Consider the following 19,245-nt stretch of genomic DNA (forward strand, 5'->3'; position numbering starts at 1 on the left):
TTAGTGGATCGAGGGAACGGTGCGCGGCCGCACCACCAGCCACAGTGCGGCGATGGCGGCAGCGATGCAGACGGCCTGCACCGTGCCCATCGGAATCGCCGTGTTGACTCCCAGTGCGCCGACCACGGGCGGGACAATTCCGGCCATCATGAACTGTGCGGCGCCCAGCAGGGATGCGGCCGTTCCGGCCTGGGCGCCGTGGTTGGCCAGGGCGAGCACCTGGACGCAGGGGAACATGAACCCGGTGGCGCAGATGTAGAACCACAGCGGGATCAGGATTCCCCACAGGCCGAAGTGGAGCAGGTCGAACGCCACGATCAGTCCCGCCATCAACAGCATGAAGGCGGTTGCTCCGGCCATGATCCACTGCGGCGCGATCCGCTTGATGGCCCGCGAACTGATCTGCACGCCCGCCACGATGCCCAGTGAGTTGATGCCGAACAGCAGGCCGTAGGCCTGCGGGGAGAAACCGTAGACATTCTGGAACAGGAAGGTGGACGCCGAGAGGTAGGCGAAGAGTCCGCCGAAGTTCAGGCTGCCCACCATGAGCATGCCGATGAAGACGCGGTCCGTCAGGACGGTCTTGTACCTCTGGCCGGCCGTGGTGGTGGACGTGCCGCGCAGTTCGGCGGGAAGAGTCTCGCGGATCAGGAAGATCGACGCGATGATGACCAGCGATCCATATCCGGCCAGGAAGTAGAAGATGCCGGGCCAGGGCGAGATGAGCAGCAGCTGCGAACCGATGACCGGAGCGAGGATGGGCGCCAGGCCGTTGACCAGCGACATCCGGGAGAACATGCGCACCATGGCGTAGCCGTGGAAGAGGTCGCGCACCATGGCCATGGCAACGACGCCGCCGCCTGCCGCGCCCACGCCCATCAGGACGCGGAACAGGGACAGTGTGCCGATGTCCGTGGAGAGTGCCGCCCCCACCGACGAGGCGATGTGCAGTGCGGTGGCCAGGATGAGGGGCACACGGCGGCCGAATTTGTCGCTGAGCGGCCCCACCACGAGCTGGCCGAGGCCAAAGCCCACCGTGGTTCCGGTCAGTGTGAGCTGGATCGCGGCGGCGGACACTCCGAAGCTCTGCTCCAGGGCGGGGAAGGCGGGAAGGTATAGGTCCACCGTGAAGGGACCCAGGGCGGTCAGTGCGCCCAGGAGAAGGATGTAGAGGAGTTTTTCGCGTTTGTTCAGGGAGTTGCCCGGAGGTGTGGGACTGGTCACGGTTACCAATCCTAGGGCCGCAAGATCATATTTATACAGGGCCGGACTGGCGCGCCGTGGCGCAGTTCCGGAATTCGCGGAGGAGCCTGAATGATAGTTTTGGGGACAGGCACGCGCGGGCCCGGTTTTTCGTGCCGGCGCAGCCGCAGGACACGAATCCAAGAGGAAGCAGCAGGGCGGAACCGATGAGTGGACGTCACACCGGCAGGACGGGGCGGGGGCCGGGAATCCGTGCGCTCCCGAAGACCCTTAAGCTCGTCGCACGTCTTGCGCCCCGGCAGCTCAATGACGAGATCAACCTGGCCAAGGCGGAGCTCAAGCGCAAGGGCATCCAGCTGGGCATCGCGGGGGCCTTCTTCGGGGTCGCCCTGGTCTTCGTCTCCCTTCTTGTCATCGCCCTCGTGGTCGCGGCCGTCATGGGCCTGGCTACCGTCATGCCCGCCTGGCTTGCTGCACTGCTTGTCGCGGCGTTCTTCCTGCTGATCGTGCTGATTGGCGGCCTGATCGGACTACAAAAGTTCAAGAAGGCCCTGCCGCTGCTTCCCGAGAAAACCATCCTGGGGCTCAAGCACGATCTTGGCATCGCCAAGGAGGGCACCGCCTTCGACGCGACGTCGCTTGATCCGGCGTCGGAGGCTGCACAGGCGGCCAAGGCCGCCAAGGCTGCGGCAGCGGAAGCCGCCAGGGCAGAGAAAGCAGCGAAGGCCGCCGCCGCTGCCGCCGACGCGCCCCGGCCGGTCAGCGAAGAGGAACTTGAAAGCCGGCTGAAGCAACGCCGCGAGCACCTCGCCAATGTCCGCGACCAGCTCGGCGTCGAACTCGATGTCAGGACACAGGGCAAGGCGTTGCTGGACGCGGCGGGGGAGCAGTTCCGCACCGGCAGCCAGTTCGCTTCCAGCAAGCTGGCCGACCTTGCCGGTTCCGTTCCTTCTGGACTTACTGAGCGGCTGGCCGCACGGTGGAAGGATCTGCTGGCATTCGCCGCAGCCGGCACCGTCCTGGTGCTTGCGCTGCGGAAGCTGCTCAGGAAGTAGCCCGCCCGGCGGATACAGCAGAGCAGCAGTTGCACCGGATCAGGAAGGGGGACAGATGAGGCTCATGGGTGCCGGCTCACGGCCGGGCAAACCGCAGGTCGACCACGACCTCATCTTCACCGTGCCCAATTTCCTGACCGTGCTCCGCTTCATGGGCGTGCCGCTGTTTGTGTGGCTCGTCCTCTGGCAGCAGGAGTACGGCTATGCCGTCCTCGTCCTGGCGATCATGGGCAGCACGGACTGGATCGACGGCTACGTCGCCCGCCGATTCGACCAGACCTCCAAGCTGGGCAGGATCATGGACCCCGTGGCGGACCGCCTCGCGCTCATCGCCGTCGCCGTCACGCTGGCGATCGCCGGCGTCGTGCAGTGGTGGTACCTGGCCGCGCTGGTGGTTCCGGACGCCGTCCTGGCCGTCGCCTCCTGGCGGTACTTCCGCGGCCACCCCGACCTTCCCGTGAGCAGGATCGGAAAGATCCGCACGGGCCTGCTGCTGCTCGGTACACCGCTCCTGGTGCTCTCCAAGCTGGCGGTTCCGTTCGCCGGGACGTATTTTGTGCTCGCCTGGATCTCCCTGGGCCTGGGCCTGCTGGGGCACTGGGTGGCCGCCTGGAACTACTTCTGGGCGATCCTGCGCAAGGGCAAAGATCTGGAACCCGACGACGATCCTAGGGCCGGCGACGTTAAGCCGGACGACGGCGGGCGGGGCTGATGGTCTGGCTGGCGGTTCTTCTTGCGGTGCTTGGCGCCTTCTTCCTTGCCATCGGCGCGCAACGCCAAGGCAGTGCGGTCAAGGCCGATACCGGCGGACTGGCGCTGAGCTCGCACGGTTTCCTGCGCCTGTTGCGCAACCCGCGGTGGGTGCTCGGCCTGCTGCTGCTGTGCACGGGCATGGCAATGAACGCCGTGGCCCTGGTGAGCGCACCGTTGACCGTGGTGCAGCCGATCGGGGCCATCGCGCTCGTGATCACCACTGTGGTCAACGCCAAGGACCAGGGCCTGAGCATCAACCGCGCCACGGTAGTGGCCATTACCTGCTGCGTCACCGGTTCGGCCCTGTTTGTGCTGCTCGCCGTCAACGCCACGCAGGAAAACCACCATGTGAACGCCGACGACGAACTCACCATCGTGCTGCTGCTCGCCCTTGCGGTGGGCCTGTTCGGGACGCTCGCCGTCTTGTTCAAGCACCGGATGAGCGCCTTCGTCTACATCCTGGGTGCCGGCGTGCTGTTTGGCTTCGTGGCGGTGCTCACCCGCATCATCGGCAAGCACCTGCTGGACCCCAACGGGCTGTTCCTGCTCAACGTCCAGTGGTACTCCGTAGTGGCCATTGCCGCGGCCGGCGGGCTTGGCTCCTGGTTTGTCCAGAGCGCCTACTCGGGCGGCCCGCCGGATCTCGTGATCGCCGGGCTTACCGTGATCGACCCCATCGTGGGCATTGCGATCGGCATCGCGATCCTTGGTGAGCTTCGTCCCGATGTCCACGCCGTGCTGGCGATCGCCATGGCTGCGGCCGCTTCCCTTGCTATCGTGGGGGTTATTGCCCTGAGCCGGCACCATCCGGAAGTGACCAAACGCAAGAAAGATGCGAAGGCCGCCGCAGGCCGGAAGGCCTAGGGCAACAGCTGCAGCACACGCCGCCGCCCTCCGCGGACCGGCAACCCGGCGACAGCACAGCACTGGCAGCTCAGTGTTGTCCGCACCGTGAACATCAGGAGTTCTCCACGTGACCATTCCCGACACCAACAAGCCCCTCACCATCTTGATTGCGGCCGATACATACCCGCCGCACGTCAACGGTGCTGCGCAGTTTGGGTACCGACTGGCCAAGGGGATGACCGGCCGGGGGCACAACGTCCATGTGCTGGCCTGCCGGGCAGACGACGGCAGGAGCTACACGGAATTCCGGGACGAGGCCACCGTGCACCGCCTGCGCTCCCACGGCGTATGGACCCACGAATACTTCCGCATCTGCTTCCCCTGGGAGATCAAGAAGGAAATCAGCCTGCTCTTCGACAAGGTGCAGCCGGACGTCGTCCACATCCAGAGCCACTACATGATCGGCGAGCACGTGCTGTACGAGGCAGTGAAGCGCGGGATCCGCGTGGTGGCCACCAACCATTTCATGCCGGAGAACCTTAACCCGTTCCTGCCCTTCCCGCAGTGGTTCAAGAACATCGTGGGCCGCATTTCCTGGAAGGACATGGGCAAGGTCATGGGGCAGGCGGACGTGGTTACCACGCCCACCCCCCTTGCCGCCAAGGCGATGCACCAGCACGCGTTCCTGCATGAGGTCCTGCCGCTGTCCAACGGCATCGACTCCGCGGCCTATGAACTGCAGCCGGGCGAGGTCATCGAACCGCACGCCAGCCCCACCGTGATGTTCGCCGGGCGCCTGGCGGAGGAAAAGCACGTGGACGTGCTGATCGACGCTGTTGCCAAGACGCCCAAGGACCTCAATGTCCACCTCGAGATCGTGGGCGGCGGCGAGGTCCGCCCTGCCCTGGAAGCACAGGTGGCACGGCTCGGTCTCGGCAGCCGCGTGAAGTTCCTGGGCCTCGCCAGCGACGAAGACCTCCGCAAGGCGTACATCCGGGCAGACATCTTCTGCATGCCCGGCACCGCTGAACTGCAGTCCTTGGTGACCCTCGAGGCGATGTCCGCCTCCACACCGGTCCTTCTGGCCAATGCCATGGCACTGCCGCACCTGGTGCGAGACGGCGAGAACGGCTACCTCTTTACCCCGAACGACAGCGACGAACTGGCAGCCAAGATCACCACGCTGCTGCGCCTGCCTGCGGAGGAGCTGGAAGCCATGGGAAAGACGAGCCGCGCCATGGTGGAACCGCATAGCATCGAGGGCACGTTGCAGACCTTCGAGGACCTGTACCGCGGGGCTTCCTACTCGGACAAGGCAGTATGAGCTGACGGCCGTCCGGCCTGGCAGCAGCGGTGAGCGGACGCCGGTGGCTGCAGGGCGCCTTGCTAGCCATTAGTATGGCTAGAGTGTTTTGCCCCGGACCGCTTCCTGGAAGCGGGATCCGGCGGCACCACGGGGCTATAGCTCAGCTGGTTAGAGCGCGGGACTCATAATCCTAAGGTCCTCGGTTCAAGTCCGAGTAGCCCTACAACAAATGCACGCAAAGAGCCGTGACCGACATTCCGATGTCGGCCACGGCTCTTTGTGTTTCCGGCGGCAAAACGACTGGGCGGCGCTGAAACACGCTTCTGCCGGATCCCGCACCTCAAAATGTCAGGGGCCCGCCCTACCTTCGAGATCGAAGTGGAGCGTTGCCGGTCGCGACCACCTCATGGCATCCAAATTGACGCACCGGCCAACGAATTGGGGAAATCGTGAATGATCTGCCGGTTGGAATCAGCAACCTGTTTGCAATGGCCACGTGGGCCGCCATTGCTTTGCTCGTTCTAATGGCTCTCATCCTGGGCGCCAGCAGATTCAACCGATGGCGGCTGCTCAAACAAGCAAAGCAGACGATCCATGATGATGAGAAACGGGCGAGAAGTATCCAGGCAGAGCTTCTGGAATGCATCCAGTATTACTCCGAGAACCAGAGGCAACCCGTTAACATTGCCGGCTTCTGGAAAGGGCACTCGGTTTCCCGGCCCGTACGGTCGGCTCTCATCGGAGAGCTTGTGGACGCCCGTGTCGTGGGCATCGTTCCCCAGACCTACAAGAACGACTTCTTCGACTTCATAGCAAAGGCGTGGGTGGATTTCTTCTGCATGCCTCCCACGGTGCTCATTCTCAGTGACCGAGACTGGCTGCTGATGGTGAACAGCAAATTGAACGGCCAAGAGATCCTGATTGAACGGATGATTGTGAAGTTTCAAAGCATTGACACCAATAACTACATCAACACAGGCGGTGGCAACGTCATCGGCGTTGCTCAAGGAGGGAGTGACGTTTCGCTGAAGATGGGTGACGTCAAGCAGGAAGTCGCTGGTGCTGATCTGCGGAACTTGCGCGAGATCCTTCTTGCGCTCCGCGTGGATGCTGACATGGCCAGAGACTCCGGAATAGCTGCCCAGATCGTGGCCCACGCCGATTTGCTCGAACGAGAGATCAAGGATCCAGGGGCAGAGGAATCCCGAGGGAACTTGCTAGAGAGGATCAGTAACCTCGTCAACAAATACGGGGATGCCATGGTCACGACTGTTCGAGTGCTTGGAAGTCTCCGAGGCCCGGACGCCGGTTGAGGCGAACACCCACGGGAGCCGTTGTCGAAGCGTGTCGGTCGACCACGGCTCCCGGCGTTCTCCGGAGCATCGCTTTCGAAGCTTTCGTTGCAAGCAGTTTGACGTTTGAATGGCCAGTCATCTTGGGATGGTTCGGAGTGCACCTGATTTCCCGCAGGCAACGAGCTCCTTGCGGGATGATCGGGACTGGGCTATGTTACTCATCAGTAACTTACTGTTTGGTATTCATGAAGGAGCCCCATGTCCAAGGCAGCCATCGACATTGACAATCTCCCCTACGCGGACGGCGACTTCTACGCCTTCGAGCAGCTGCTCACGCAGAAGGAACAGGACCGTTTGGCCGAGGTGCGTTCCTTCCTGGACCGTGAGGTCAAACCCATTGCGGTGGATTGCTGGAACCGCGGCGAGTTCCCCACCGAGCTGATTCCGAAGCTGGCGGAGATCGACCTGGTCAGCCCGGTGCGCCGGCAAGGCTATTCCAACCTGTTTGCCGGAATCCTGCATGCTGAGGCCACCCGGGCCGATGCCTCGATCGCCACGTTCCTGGGCGTCCACGACGGACTGTTCACCGGCTCGATCGAGGCGCTCGCGTCCCAGGAGCAGCAGGAGGCCTGGCTGCCGGACATCTATGCGCTCAAGAAGATCGGCGCCTTCGGGCTTACCGAACCGCTGGGTGGCTCCGACGTCGCCGGCGGCACCAGAACCACCGCACGACGCGAGGGTGACAGCTGGATCCTGAACGGCGCCAAGCGCTGGATCGGCAATGCGACTTTCTCCGACTGGGTGGTCATCTACGCCCGGGACCTGGCCGACAACCAGGTCAAGGGGTTCATGGTGGATACCTCCCTGCCGGGCTACGCAGCCACGAAGATCGAAAACAAGATCTCGCTGCGGACCGTGCAGAACGCCGACATCACGCTCGACAACGTCGTGGTGCCCGATTTCTTCAAGCTGGCCAATGCCAACAGCTTCCGTGACACCAACAAGGTCCTCAAAGTCACCAGGCTGGCTGTGGCGTGGCAGGCCGTGGGGCTGCAGCTCGCGGCGTTCGATGTTGCCCGTCGCTACGCGGTGGAGCGACAGCAGTTCGGCAGGCCTCTCGCATCCTTCCAGCTCGTCCAGGACCAGCTGGTGCAGATCCTCGGCAACACCGTCAGCTCCATGGGCATGATGGTCCGCCTCGCCCAGCTGGAAGACGCCGGCATTGCCCGTGACGAGCAGTCGGCTCTCGCCAAGGCCTTCACCACGGCCCGCATGCGGGACAGCGTTGCCATGGGCCGGAACATCCTCGGCGGCAACGGAATCGTAACCGACTACGGGATGGCCAAGATTTTTGCCGACGCCGAGGCCATCTACTCGTATGAAGGCACCCAGGAAATCAACACTCTGGTGACCGGACGCGCCATCACCGGGGTGTCGGCCATCGTCTAGGGCCTTCAACGCACGACGCCGGCGCTCGGGTTTCCTTCGATGGGAACCCGGGCGCCGGCGTCGTTAACGGGCTCGCCCTGGTCGCCTGCGTTGGTGGCTCACGCTGGTCGCGAGCGCTGGTCGCCCGACGGGTGCCTCGCCCCGGTTGCTGGCCGTGGTGGCTGGCCCGGTTCGCCTGGCGTGGTCAGGTGTGGAAGTAGTGGTTTTGGCGGGGTTGTTGGCGGGGGTCGATGTGGGGTGGCGGGATGAACCAGGGCGCGCCGTTCCGTGGTTCGATGTGCCAGTTTTCCTTGTGGACCAGATGGTGGTGGTGGCTGCACAGGAGGGTGCCGTTGTGCGTGCTGGTGGGCCCGCCGTGTGACCAGTAGCTGATGTGGTGGGCTTCGCACCAGGGGGCGGGGATGGTGCAGCCGGGGAAGGCGCAGCCCTTGTCGCGGGCGGTGATGGCCTTGCGGATGTGGGGTGGGAAGATGCGGGAGGCGCGGCCGATGTCCAGGACCTGGCCTGCGCCGCCGAGGACGAGGGGGATGATGTCGGCGTCGCAGGCGAGTTGGCGGATGCTCCGGGCCGTGGCGGGGCCGGAGAAGGCGAACGATCCCGTGCCGGTCAGGGGGCTGCCGCCGGGGACGGATTCCGGGCGGGTGATGCCCCCGGCACCCATCCCTGGGCCGGTGCCGATCCCTGCGCCGGTACCCATCCTTGCGCTGGTCCCGGTGCCGGTTCGGACGCGGCGCGGGCCGGCGTCCCCTGGGACGGCATCTCCAGGTCCGGTGCCGCGCGTCTTGGCGCCGTGGTCCCGGAGTTCGGCCAGCAGGGTTTGGTAGTCGATGGTGACGAGGATTTGGGGGCGCAGTCCTCCGGTGGCCGGGAGGGTGCCGGTGGCGAGGGCGAGTTTGCAGGCGCCGACCAGGCCGTCGAGCAGTTTCTGGGCCCGGGAACGCCGGTCCAACTCCTCGCCGCCTGCTGCGGTTCCGGTCGGTCCACCGTCCGCTGCACCGACCAGGCCTGCCTCCCCGGCACTTTGCTCGCTGCTGCCCGCCTTGTCCGAGCCCGAGCCCGAGCCCGAGCCCGTGTCCGAGCCCGTGTCCGCGTTGGTGCCGGTGTAGGTGCGGGGGTTGGTGGCGGTGTTCATGACGGTGAGGAGGTGTTCGAACTGGTCGGTGGTGGCGAAGATTTCGAGGTGCTGGAGGCCGTTGCGGGGGCGGCGCAGGAACGCGCCTTGGCTGTGACGGAGTTGTTCCTCGCTGGGTTCGGTGCCGTCCTGGTTGAGGGCCTCGGCCCAGCGGCGGCTGATGCGCGCCAGGAAGTCGGGGTCGTTCTCTGCTGCGGTGACCGTGAGGGCGTGTTCCATGCGGGCTGCCATGTCCGGGCTGGTGTAGGGCCGGACATGCTCCAGGGCCATGGTGATGGTGGTGGCAGAGCGGGTGCAGATGCTGCCGCGGGCCAGGGTCGCGGCGAGTTCCTCGCGGCGGGGCGGCATGGGCTGGCCGGCGAGCCCGAGCCGGGGTAGGACCTCGGCGGCGAGGGCGAGCCGGCGGCGGGCTTCGGCGGCGCTGATCCGCAGCAGGGAGCGCAGGTACTCGCCGGTGTTCCGGAATTCCTGCGCGAACTCCCGCGCCGCCATCGAAGTCACACTGGACGCGGTTCCGGACGCCGCACTTGAGTTGATGATGGAGGTTGTGGCCGAATCGTTGAGCTCCGCGCTCCCGTCCGTGGCCCACCCGGTTGTCCAGCCCGAGGCCTTGCCCGTTCCTGTGGAGGGTTCCTGGGAGCGTGTCCGGTCCAGATGCCCGGCAGCAACGATCTGCAGGTAGCCCAGGGTGCGGGAGATCTCTTCCAACTGCGAGGCGAAGGCGGCGGAGTCTTGGAGGCCCATGCGCCCGACGTCGTCGGCTGCCGTGTCGGCCATGACCTGCAGTTGCCCGAGCAAGCTATCCAGCACAGCCGAAGCAACGCCGGGCCGGCTGGCCTGGCGGCTGCTGAGCTGCAGAAGTGCTTCCATGACTCAACTCTGCCAGTGGGGTCGGACAATATAGGGCCCTGCGGCATGCGGCCCTGCGGGCGAGACGAAGGGCCATCCGCGCAAAAAGAGGACGGCGGAGACTCGGCACCCAGCCTCAATTCAGCGGCAGCAGGATCGATGGCCTCAAATCGATGACGAACGCCAGCGGGTTGACGTAGTCGTCGCCACGCCGGACGCCCCAGTGGACGCACGGCGCGGGCCCGCAGTGTCCGGGCTCGAGGACGCCGATCACCTGGCCCTTCGTCACATGTTCGCCCTTTGACAGTCTGCTGCTGACCGGCTCGAAGCTGCTTCGCAGGCCTTCGCCATGGTCGATGGTGATGACCGGCCGGTCCACCACAACGCCCACGAAGCTGACCACGCCGTCCGCGGGCGAGGTGACCGGGGCGCCGTCGTACGCTGCTTGCAAATCCACGCCGCGGTGCCCGCTCAACCACGGTTTGTCGGGCGGATCAAAGGCGCGCAGCACGGCGGGCTTGGGGGAGAGCGGCCAGTCCCAGCCGGGCCGGGCAGTTGGGGCGGCTGGCGCCATGCCTGCGCCCAGCAATGCCAACGCGCCCAGCAATGCGAACACTGCCATCAGCGCAAGCAGCAGGGCGGCCGGGGATCGCTTCAACAACACCATGCACCAAGCCTCGGGTGGGAGGCCGCCCGGCGGAAGATCCGAGTCCCGCCATGTGGAAAAACCGCCGGGTCCGAACATGGATTCGAGGCCTGGTCCCGGGCGCCCGGCGGTCACGGGTGCCGGGGTGCTGTAGTACACTTGTTTGAGCAGTTTGCTGTGCCCTCAGGCTTGTACAGAAGCGCGTCTCATTCAGATGCGCGAGGGGCTCAGGCTGACTACGCGTATCCAGCCCTCCACCAGCGAAGCCTTGGCTTCAGGCTGCGGAGGATTGCGCCTCCTGCGGTCCGGCCATGCCGGATGGGAAGTGCAATGGATGCCAGGAGCCAGGCCCGTCCGGGTGAGGCTAATCAACCGTTAACTATTGGCAGGGTAAGAGCAGCCCCATGGGCTCTCTCATGAATGACCTGCCGGAAGGAGCGTCGGCATGCCCGTCGTAACTATGCGCCAGCTGCTTGACAGCGGCGTCCACTTTGGACACCAGACCCGTCGTTGGAACCCGAAGATGAAGCGCTTCATCTTCACGGAGCGCAACGGCATCTACATCATCGACCTCCAGCAGTCGCTGTCCTACATCGACCGCGCCTTCGAGTTCGTCAAGGCCACTGTCGCCCACGGCGGCACCGTCCTGTTCGTCGGCACCAAGAAGCAGGCTCAGGAAGCAATTGCCGAGCAGGCTACCCGTGTTGGCCAGCCCTACGTCAACCAGCGTTGGCTCGGTGGCATGCTCACCAACTTCCAGACCGTCGCCAAGCGCATCCAGCGCATGAAGGAACTCGAAGAGATCAACTTCGAGGACGTTGCCGGCTCCGGTTACACCAAGAAGGAGCTCCTGCTCCTCAAGCGTGAACTCACCAAGCTGGAAACCAACCTTGGTGGTATCCGCAACCTGACCAAGGCTCCTTCGGTTCTGTGGGTTGTTGACACCAAGAAGGAACACCTGGCTGTTGACGAAGCCAAGAAGCTGAACATCCCGGTTGTTGCCATCCTGGACACCAACTGCGACCCCGACGAAGTTGACTTCCCGATCCCGGGCAACGACGACGCCATCCGCTCCGTCAACCTGCTGACCCGCGTTGTTGCCGACGCCGTTGCCGAGGGTCTCATCGCCCGTAACCAGCGCGCAACCGGCACCACGGAAGCTCCGGAAGAGCCCCTGGCTGAGTGGGAGCGCGAGCTCCTCGAAGGCAGCAAGGCAGCAGAAGCTCCGGCCGCTGAGGAAGCTCCCGTAGCTGAAGAGGCTCCGGCCGCCGAAGCCACTGAAGCTGCAGCCGAAGAAGGCAAGTAAATCTGGACCTTCCCTAACACCGGTTTCCGGCGCTAGGGGCTACTGACAGGATGGCGGCCCACACGGTGGGCGGCCGTCCTGTCAGTCCGTAATCACACAATTTCTAGACAGAGGGGTTCACATGGCGAACTACACTGCTGCTGACATCAAGGCCCTGCGCGAGCGCACCGGCGCCGGCATGATGGACGTCAAGAAGGCTCTCGACGAAGCCAACGGCGACGCCGAGAAGGCCATCGAGATCATCCGCATCAAGGGTCTCAAGGGCGCTACCAAGCGCGAAGGCCGTTCCACTGCTGAGGGCCTGGTTGCTGCCAAGGTCACCGGCGGCGTGGGCGTAATGATCGAGGTCAACTGCGAGACCGACTTCGTCGCCAAGGCTGACAAGTTCATCCAGCTGGCTGACCGCGTTCTGGCCATTGCCGTTGAGTCCGGCGCTGCCGACCTCGAAACCCTGCTGGCCACCGACGTCGACGGCAAGCCGCTGTCCGAGGTCGTCGTCGAAGAAGGCGCCATCCTCGGCGAGAAGGTCGTCGTTCGACGCATTTCCCGCGTTGAGGGCACCACGGTTGACGCCTACCTGCACAAGACCTCCAAGGACCTCCCGGCCCAGGTTGGCGTGCTGTTCGCTGTTGACGGTGAAGGCGAAGCCGCTGCTACCGCAGCACACGACATCGCTGTCCACGTTGCAGCCATGGCTCCGAACTACCTGACCCGCGAAGACGTTCCGGCCGAACTGGTCGAGTCCGAGCGCCGCATCGCCGAAGAGACCGCAAAGGCCGAAGGCAAGCCCGAAGCTGCACTCGCCAAGATCGTTGAAGGCCGTGTGACGGGCTTCTACAAGGGCGAAGTTCTTGTAGATCAGGCATTCGCCAAGGATTCCAAGAAGACCGTTGCACAGGTTCTCGAAGAAGCCGGTGTGAAGGCAACTGCAGTCACTCGTTTCCGCGTCGGAAGCTAGTCAGACATGAAAAGGGGTGGTCACTTCGGTGGCCGCCCCTTTTGCATGCACCGGCATTCCCGGAGCGTGCACCGGACCGGGCAGTACCTGCCCGGTCCCACAGCAAGATAATCTAAGCCAGAGTCCACCAACGGGAGGCACCATGGAAACCCTCAACACTGCAATCCAGCCCGAGAAGACCCGCCGTCGTGTACTTCTGAAACTGTCCGGCGAAGTCTTCGGCGGAGGCAAGCTCGGCGTTGATCCGGACACGGTCCGCGCGGTCGCCAAGCAGATCGCTGCCGCGGTCTCCGAGGTCGAGGTGGCAATCGTCGTCGGCGGTGGCAACTTCTTCCGCGGCGCTGAACTCTCGCAGAGCGGCATGGACCGTTCCCGCGCCGACTACATGGGCATGCTTGGCACCGTCATGAACTGCCTTGCCCTTCAGGACTTCCTGGAGCAGGCCGGCGTCGAGACCCGCGTCCAGAGTGCCATCACCATGGGCCAGGTCGCTGAGGCCTACATCCCGCGCCGTGCAATCCGCCACATGGAGAAGGGCCGCGTGGTCATCTTCGGCGCCGGCGCCGGACTCCCATACTTCTCCACCGACACCGTTGCCGCGCAGCGCGCCCTTGAGGTGCACGCCGACGTCGTCCTGATGGCCAAGAGCGGCGTGGACGGCGTCTACACGGCAGACCCCAAGAAGGACCCCACGGCAGAGAAGCTCGAAAAGCTCAGCTACGACGACGCCCTGCGCCGCGACATCCGTGTCATGGACCAGACGGCCATGACCATGTGCAAGGACAACCGCCTCTCCATGGTGGTGTTCGGCATGGAAGGCGAGGGCAACGTCACCCGCGCCATCCTCGGCGAAAAGCTGGGAACCCTGGTCACCCCGTAGCAAGGGCTAGGATATTTCCAGGACCCATTCCGCCTGCAGGGGCGGATCTTTACTGTGTACCGCGGCCCGCGCCCCGGGACGCGACTATTTCTGAGGAGAAACCGTGATCGAAGAAACCTTGCTCGAAGCCGGGGAAAAGATGGACAAGGCTGTCGAGGTGGCCAAGGAGGACTTCGCGACCATCCGTACCGGACGCGCGAACCCTGGCCTCTACAGCAAGGTGATCGTGGAGTACTACGGCACCCCCACGCCGCTGCAGCAGCTGGCATCCTTCGCGGTGCCGGACGCCCGCACCATCCTCATCACCCCCTACGACAAGACCGCCCTGCGAGACATCGAGCGGGCCCTGAGCGATTCCGAGGTCGGCGCCAACCCGTCCAACGACGGCAACGTTATCCGCGTCACCATCCCGGAGCTGACCAAGGAACGCCGCAAGGAATACGTCAAGATCGTCAAGGGCAAGGGTGAGGACGCCAAGGTCACCATCCGCAGCCTCCGCCGCAAGGCCAAGGACTCCCTGGACAAGCTCGTCAAGGACGGCGAAGCCGGCGAGGACGAGGGCGCACGTGGCGAAAAGGAACTGGACGCCATCACCAAAGCCCACGTCGAGGCCATCGACGAGATCCTCAAGCGCAAGGAAGCCGAGCTGCTCGAGGTCTGATGAACCAGGCAGAGCCGGCGCCCGCTGAACGGGTCCCGACACGCGAACGGCGGAAACGCGAAAGACGCCCGCGGGAAAACCCGACGCCGAAGGCCGGCCGGAATCTTCCGGCCGCCATCGGCGTCGGGCTGGCCATGCTTTTTGCCGTCTTGGGGGGTCTGCTGTTCCTGCCGCTCGGATTCGTGCTGCTGACCACCGGATTCGCGATCCTGGGCGTATGGGAGGTTTTCCGCGCCCTGGAAAGCCACGGGACACGGCTGCCCATCATCCCTGTGATGACCGGCAGCATAGCGATGCCCGTGGCCGCCTACTTCGGCGGCCTGGAAAGCCTGCTGTTCACCATGCTGGCCAGCAGTGTTGCGGTGCTGTTGTGGCGCTCCATCGAAAGCGCTTCCGGTGCCCCTCGAAGCATTTTCGCCGGCGTCTTTACCCTGGCCTGGGTGCCGTTCATGATCAGTTTCGCCGTGCTTCCGCTGCACGCTACAGGTGGCGCCACCCCCGTGGGCCTCTGGCCGCAGGGCATTCCCGGAGGCGTCTGGGAGGTGGTCACCATGCTGCTGCTGGTGGTCTCCAATGACACCTTCGGCTACATCGTTGGCGCATTGTTCGGCAAGCACCCCATGGCCCCCAAGATCAGCCCCAAAAAGTCCTGGGAAGGCTTTGCCGGTTCCGTGGCGGGCGCCATGGTCATCGGTGTCCTGGCCTGTCTGTTGTTCCTGGACAAGCCTTGGTGGGTGGGCCTGGTTCTGGCCGTCGGCATGGTGGCCGCGGCAACAGCCGGGGACCTGGCCGAGTCCATGGTCAAGCGCGAGCTTGGCATCAAGGACATGAGCAGCATCCTGCCAGGACATGGTGGAGTGATGGACCGTCTCGACTCCATCGTTTTTGCAGCCCCCGTGGCCTTTGTTCTCTTTGCGCTGCTGAGCGGCGTCTGACACCTCGCATGAAGGATAGGTAGTGGCATTGGATATTCGGCGCCAGATTCCGGCAACGTTCGAGCGCGTGGAGCGTGGCACGTACGGCTACAACGCCAAGCAGGTGGACGAGTTCCTCAAACGGGCCCGCGTTGCGTTTGAGGACCCGGCCGGCACCGCCCGCCCGCTTGGCAGTACCGACGTCCGTTCGGTCTCCTTCGACCCGGTCAAGGGAGGCTACGACGCGGCAAGCGTCGACTCCGCCCTGGACCGGCTGGAAGATGCCTTTGCACGCCGCGAGCGCGACGACCTCATCAGCCAGCAGGGCGAGGAAGCCTGGCTTCGGCAGATCGGCAAGCTCTCCGGCCTGCTGCGCGGACGCCTGCACCGGCCCGACGGCGAGCGATTCCGCCACCCTGCCAAGAGCTCGGTCCGCGGCTACAACATGGAAGACGTGGACGGTCTGTGCCTTGAACTCATCGGCTACCTCGAGCAGGACCAGCCACTGAGCGTGGACGCCGTCCGGCGCGCGGTCTTCCGCGCAGCCAAGGGACAGGACAGCTACGAGGAGACCCAGGTGGATGCCTTCCTGGACCGCGCAGTTGAACTCATGGCGGCCATCGACTGACGCGCGGCTGACCCGCGCTCCTCGGCTGACAGCCCGACGTCGGTCGGCTCACCTCACGCTTCACCCGGCGGCGTCGGTGACACGGGAGTGAGTTTCTGCCACACCGCGGTGTAGCGCTTGTAGCCGCGCACCGCGGACATTACGAAAAAGGCCAGTCCGCATACGGCCCCCAGGACCACTGCCACCGCCATGGGGGCTCCCAGCAGCACGGCAAGGGTCCCCAGCAGGAGAGCCATCAGGGCGGTGTTCGCAGTGGTCATGAAGGTCATGCTGCTGCCGGCCACATGGCCCACCCTGCTGCCGTCCCCGAAGAAGTCGTAGGTCTGGTTCGAGCCCGCCTCGTCATCGTGATGGGCGGCCATGAAATACCGGGCGAGGCCGGGATCAAGCTCGACGTAGGCAGCGCGGAGCCGGTTCATCGCCACCACGTACATCAGGTCCTCCATGCCCACGTTCATGACCCGGATCTGCGTGAGCAGCCCTATGCCGAGATCGATGAAGAGGATGACCAGAGCCAGCATCACGAAAGTGTCGGAGAATCTGGTGGCCTGCCCCACGAGCGCCACACTGAGCAGGCTCGCCGAGGTGAAGGTCAGGAACATGCTGATGCGGGTAAGTACTTCGCCCTGGGTGGTGCTGCGCGAGGCCAGCAGGCTCCAGTGCTCGGTCGCAAGCAACTGGGCCCGGACGGCTGCAGACACCGCGGGCGCGTTTCCGGACGGGACATCGCCCTCATCGGACATGCCGCCATTGTCCACCCTTGGACGGCCGCGCGCGAGACCCGCGGCTGATCTGCTGCGGCTCAGCGGGCCCCCGGACCCACTCAGCGTTCTGTCGCCACCGGCCGCTCCGGAACGTGCAGCCTCGTCATGACGCGTGCCACGTTCAGGGGTACCCGGTTCCGCGTGGCACGGGACACCAGGACCATGACGGCAAAGGCCGCGGGGACGGTCCACGCGGCGGGCTGGGCCAGCCACGCCGGCGAGTTGCCGGGGCCCAACAAGGTGCCGGAGACCATGGCTCCACCGCACAGGACCGCCCCGGTGACCATTCCCGCGATGGCGCCTGCGTCGCTCAGCCCGCGCCACCAGATCCCCAGCAGCAGCACCGGACAGATCGTGGACGCCGTGAACGCAAAAACGAGGCCAACGCTCCCCGCCAGGGCCAGTGAATCCGTCAGGAAAGCGAAGCAGAGCGGCACGACGGCGGCCAGCAGCGCCGCGAGGCGGAAGCCCCGCACGCTCCCGCCGAAGACGTCCTGGCTGATGACACCGGCCAGCGAGACCACCAGGCCCGACGTCGTCGACAAGAAAGCAGCGAAGGCGCCGGCCACCACCAAGGCGGAGAGGAGCTCACCGGCCGTGCCGCCCACCAGCCGGCCCGGCAGCAGCAGGACCAGCGCATCGGCCTGACCGGAGCGAGCGAGCTCGGGGGCGAACACCCGGCCCAGGACGCCGGACACGGTGGGGAAAAGGTAGAAAACGGACAAGAGACCGAGCACTATCAGGGTGGTCCTGCGCGCGCTCTGCCCGTCCGGGTTCGTGTAGAAACGGACCAGGACGTGCGGCAGGCCCAAGGTTCCGAACAGCAGCGCGACCATGAGGGAGATGTTCTGGTAAGGGCCGGCAGCGGGAAGCTGCGTCGGGTTGCTTTGCAGCCCGGCCACGGCCTCCGTCTGCCCGCCCGCCACCACCAGCAGCACGAACACCACGGGCACGGCCAGTGCGGTGAGCTTGAGCCAGTACTGGAACGCCTGCACGAACGTGATGGAGCGCATGCCGCCGGCCACTACTGTCAGGCACACCACCACAACCACCGCCAACGAACCCACCCAGGCGGGCAGGCCGGTGCTGATCCGGATGGTCAGTGCCGCACCGTGCAGCTGCGGGACGATGTAGAGCCAGCCGACGGCCACCACCACCAGGCTGGTGACCCGCCGCACCGCCTTGGATTCGAGCCTGGCCTCGGTGAAATCCGGGATGGTGTAGGCGCCGGAGCGGCGCAGGGGAGCGGCGACGAACAACAGGAGCATGAGGTACCCCGCCGTGTAGCCCACGGGAAACCACAGGGCATCGGTGCCGGAGAGCAGGATCAGGCCGGCCACGCCCAGGAAACTCGCGGCGGACAGGTACTCGCCGCCGATCGCCGAGGCGTTCCACCAGGGCGGCACCGTGCGGGACGCGACGTAGAAGTCGCCCGTGGTGCGGGAGATGCGCAGCCCGTAGAAGCCGATGGCCGCCGTCGCAATTGAGACCGCCACGAAGGCCGCAAGGCCCACCACGGGATTCACGAATCCTCCGCCAGGTCGCGGTAGCGTGCCTCGTTCCGCGAGGCTGCCCGGTTGTACAGCCAGGCGCTCAGTCCGATGACGGGGTAGATGCCGGCGCCGATCAGCAGCCAGTCCATCGGGATGCCCAGGATCCTTGTTTCGGCCACGCCGGGGCCGAACGCGAGGACCAGGGCGAAGACCGTGACGATCAGCAGGAAACCGCAGGCCACCACGAGCCCGAGCCGGAGCTGGGACCGGATGAGCGAGCGGACGAACACCTGGCCGACCTCGGAGTTCTCGGCGAGCTCGCGCGAGTACGGGAGGCGGACGGGGGCGGCAGCCGAGGACCGCGGTGCCGTGACCCTGACGCGGGTCATCCCTGCGCCCGGATGCGCGTGGCCTGTAGCTTGTCCCGCACCAAGGGCAGGTGGCGGCGGCTGATGGGCAGTTCGGCGCCGGCCACGGTGACGCTCGGCGCGGCCGCGCCAAGCTTCATGTGGCCCACATGGTTCAGGGCGATCAGGTAGGAGCGGTGGATCCGGATGAACCCGGCCTCGGCCCACTGCTGTTCGAGTTCGCTGAGCGGCACGCGGATCAGGTAGCTGGCCTCGGCCGTGTGCAGCCGGGCGTAGTCGCCCTGGGCCTGGACGTAGCTGACGTCGTCGCGGCGGATCATGCGCGTGGTGCCGCCGAGCTCCACGGTGATCATTTCCGGCGCCGGAGTGCCGTCCTTGAGCAGTTCGCTGATGCGGTCCACGGAGCGGGCGAGCCGTTCGGCGCGCAGGGGCTTCAGCAGGTAGTCGATGGCCGCCAGGTCGAAGGCCTCCAGCGCGCAGTCCTCGTCCGCGGTGACGAACACGACGGCGGGCGGGTTGCTGCTGCGCGAAATGGCGCGCGCGATGTCCAGGCCGGAGAGGGCGGGCATGTGGATGTCGAGGAAGACGGCGTCAACGCTCTCCCGCTCCAGCGTGCGGAGGGCCTCTGCCCCGGAGGAAGCCCGGTGGATGGCCCCGATGCGGGCGTCCCGGCCCAGCAGGAAGGCGAGCTCCTCCACGGCGGGAAGTTCGTCGTCGGCGACGAGCACGTTGATCATCA

Annotated in this window: 19 protein-coding genes and 1 tRNA gene; 13 read left to right on the forward strand and 7 right to left on the reverse strand. The window is 65.4% G+C overall.

The annotated features are described in order from the left end of the window. Positions 1–1,224 (reverse strand): multidrug effflux MFS transporter, encoded by a 1,224-nt coding sequence (locus NVV90_RS06660; RefSeq protein WP_258440403.1) that lies wholly within the window; start codon positions 1,222–1,224, stop codon positions 1–3. Positions 1,225–1,409: 185 nt separating this feature from the next. Between NVV90_RS06660 and NVV90_RS06665 the strand changes: the two genes are divergently transcribed. The 7 genes from NVV90_RS06665 (at position 1,410) to NVV90_RS06695 (ending at position 7,907) form a co-directional block, all read left to right on the forward strand. After that, positions 1,410–2,258, forward strand: coding sequence for a phage holin family protein (locus NVV90_RS06665; RefSeq protein ID WP_258440404.1), 849 nt, complete (start codon positions 1,410–1,412; stop codon positions 2,256–2,258). A gap of 55 nt (positions 2,259–2,313) precedes the next feature. After that, positions 2,314–2,970 (forward strand): CDP-alcohol phosphatidyltransferase family protein, encoded by a 657-nt coding sequence (locus tag NVV90_RS06670; RefSeq protein WP_258440405.1) that lies wholly within the window; start codon positions 2,314–2,316, stop codon positions 2,968–2,970. After that, complete coding sequence (locus NVV90_RS06675; protein WP_258440406.1) at positions 2,970–3,875, forward strand: DMT family transporter; 906 nt, start codon at positions 2,970–2,972, stop codon at positions 3,873–3,875. Before NVV90_RS06670 ends, NVV90_RS06675 begins: the two co-directional genes overlap by 1 nt. 109 nt (positions 3,876–3,984) lie before the next feature. Beyond that, entirely contained in the window at positions 3,985–5,181 is a 1,197-nt protein-coding gene (locus NVV90_RS06680) for a glycosyltransferase (protein ID WP_258440407.1), read from the forward strand. A 131-nt stretch (positions 5,182–5,312) separates the two neighbouring features. After that, positions 5,313–5,386 (forward strand) — tRNA-Ile (locus tag NVV90_RS06685). A gap of 226 nt (positions 5,387–5,612) precedes the next feature. Beyond that, complete coding sequence (locus NVV90_RS06690; RefSeq protein WP_258440408.1) at positions 5,613–6,476, forward strand: hypothetical protein; 864 nt, start codon at positions 5,613–5,615, stop codon at positions 6,474–6,476. Between the two features lie 240 nt (positions 6,477–6,716). Beyond that, entirely contained in the window at positions 6,717–7,907 is a 1,191-nt protein-coding gene (locus NVV90_RS06695; RefSeq protein WP_258440409.1) for an acyl-CoA dehydrogenase family protein, read from the forward strand. A 184-nt stretch (positions 7,908–8,091) separates the two neighbouring features. Here the strand turns inward: NVV90_RS06695 and NVV90_RS06700 are convergent, their stop codons facing one another. Further along, complete coding sequence (locus tag NVV90_RS06700) at positions 8,092–9,909, reverse strand: HNH endonuclease signature motif containing protein (RefSeq protein WP_258440410.1); 1,818 nt, start codon at positions 9,907–9,909, stop codon at positions 8,092–8,094. Positions 9,910–10,024: 115 nt separating this feature from the next. Next, on the reverse strand, positions 10,025–10,555 hold the full coding sequence (locus NVV90_RS06705) for a M23 family metallopeptidase (RefSeq protein ID WP_258440411.1): 531 nt from the start codon (positions 10,553–10,555) through the stop codon (positions 10,025–10,027). A gap of 424 nt (positions 10,556–10,979) precedes the next feature. Between NVV90_RS06705 and rpsB the strand changes: the two genes are divergently transcribed. The 6 genes from rpsB (at position 10,980) to NVV90_RS06735 (ending at position 15,881) form a co-directional block, all read left to right on the forward strand. Continuing rightward, positions 10,980–11,840, forward strand: a complete 861-nt coding sequence (rpsB, locus tag NVV90_RS06710; RefSeq protein WP_258440412.1) for a 30S ribosomal protein S2 — start codon at positions 10,980–10,982, stop codon at positions 11,838–11,840. 121 nt (positions 11,841–11,961) lie between these two features. Next, positions 11,962–12,798 carry a translation elongation factor Ts gene (gene tsf / locus NVV90_RS06715; protein WP_258440413.1) on the forward strand — a complete coding sequence of 279 codons (837 nt, stop codon included), beginning with the start codon at positions 11,962–11,964 and terminating at the stop codon, positions 12,796–12,798. 142 nt (positions 12,799–12,940) lie between these two features. Continuing rightward, a complete protein-coding gene (gene pyrH, locus NVV90_RS06720) occupies positions 12,941–13,678 on the forward strand; it encodes a UMP kinase (RefSeq protein ID WP_258440414.1) in 738 nt (245 codons plus the stop codon). Positions 13,679–13,781: 103 nt separating this feature from the next. After that, positions 13,782–14,339 (forward strand): ribosome recycling factor, encoded by a 558-nt coding sequence (gene frr / locus NVV90_RS06725; protein WP_258440415.1) that lies wholly within the window; start codon positions 13,782–13,784, stop codon positions 14,337–14,339. Continuing rightward, positions 14,339–15,274 (forward strand): phosphatidate cytidylyltransferase, encoded by a 936-nt coding sequence (locus tag NVV90_RS06730; protein ID WP_258440416.1) that lies wholly within the window; start codon positions 14,339–14,341, stop codon positions 15,272–15,274. The genes frr and NVV90_RS06730 overlap by 1 nt, the downstream gene beginning before the upstream one ends. Positions 15,275–15,296: 22 nt before the next feature. After that, entirely contained in the window at positions 15,297–15,881 is a 585-nt protein-coding gene (locus NVV90_RS06735; RefSeq protein WP_258440417.1) for a DivIVA domain-containing protein, read from the forward strand. A gap of 53 nt (positions 15,882–15,934) precedes the next feature. On the opposite strand, the gene NVV90_RS06740 is transcribed toward NVV90_RS06735, so the two are convergent. The 4 genes from NVV90_RS06740 to NVV90_RS06755 all read right to left on the reverse strand — a co-directional run bounded on the left by NVV90_RS06740 (position 15,935) and on the right by NVV90_RS06755 (position 19,243). Beyond that, complete coding sequence (locus tag NVV90_RS06740) at positions 15,935–16,624, reverse strand: hypothetical protein (RefSeq protein ID WP_258440418.1); 690 nt, start codon at positions 16,622–16,624, stop codon at positions 15,935–15,937. 80 nt (positions 16,625–16,704) lie between these two features. Continuing rightward, entirely contained in the window at positions 16,705–18,171 is a 1,467-nt protein-coding gene (locus NVV90_RS06745; protein WP_258440419.1) for a cation acetate symporter, read from the reverse strand. Then, the gene (locus NVV90_RS06750) at positions 18,168–18,527 is read right to left on the reverse strand and encodes a hypothetical protein (protein ID WP_258440420.1); all 360 of its coding nucleotides are present in this window, start codon (positions 18,525–18,527) and stop codon (positions 18,168–18,170) included. The genes NVV90_RS06745 and NVV90_RS06750 overlap by 4 nt, the downstream gene beginning before the upstream one ends. Next, on the reverse strand, positions 18,524–19,243 hold the full coding sequence (locus tag NVV90_RS06755; protein WP_258441091.1) for a LytTR family DNA-binding domain-containing protein: 720 nt from the start codon (positions 19,241–19,243) through the stop codon (positions 18,524–18,526). Before NVV90_RS06755 ends, NVV90_RS06750 begins: the two co-directional genes overlap by 4 nt. Positions 19,244–19,245: the final 2 nt, after the last annotated feature.

Origin of the sequence: Arthrobacter sp. CJ23 (assembly GCF_024741795.1) — a bacterium.
Classification (GTDB): Bacteria; Actinomycetota; Actinomycetes; order Actinomycetales; family Micrococcaceae; genus Arthrobacter.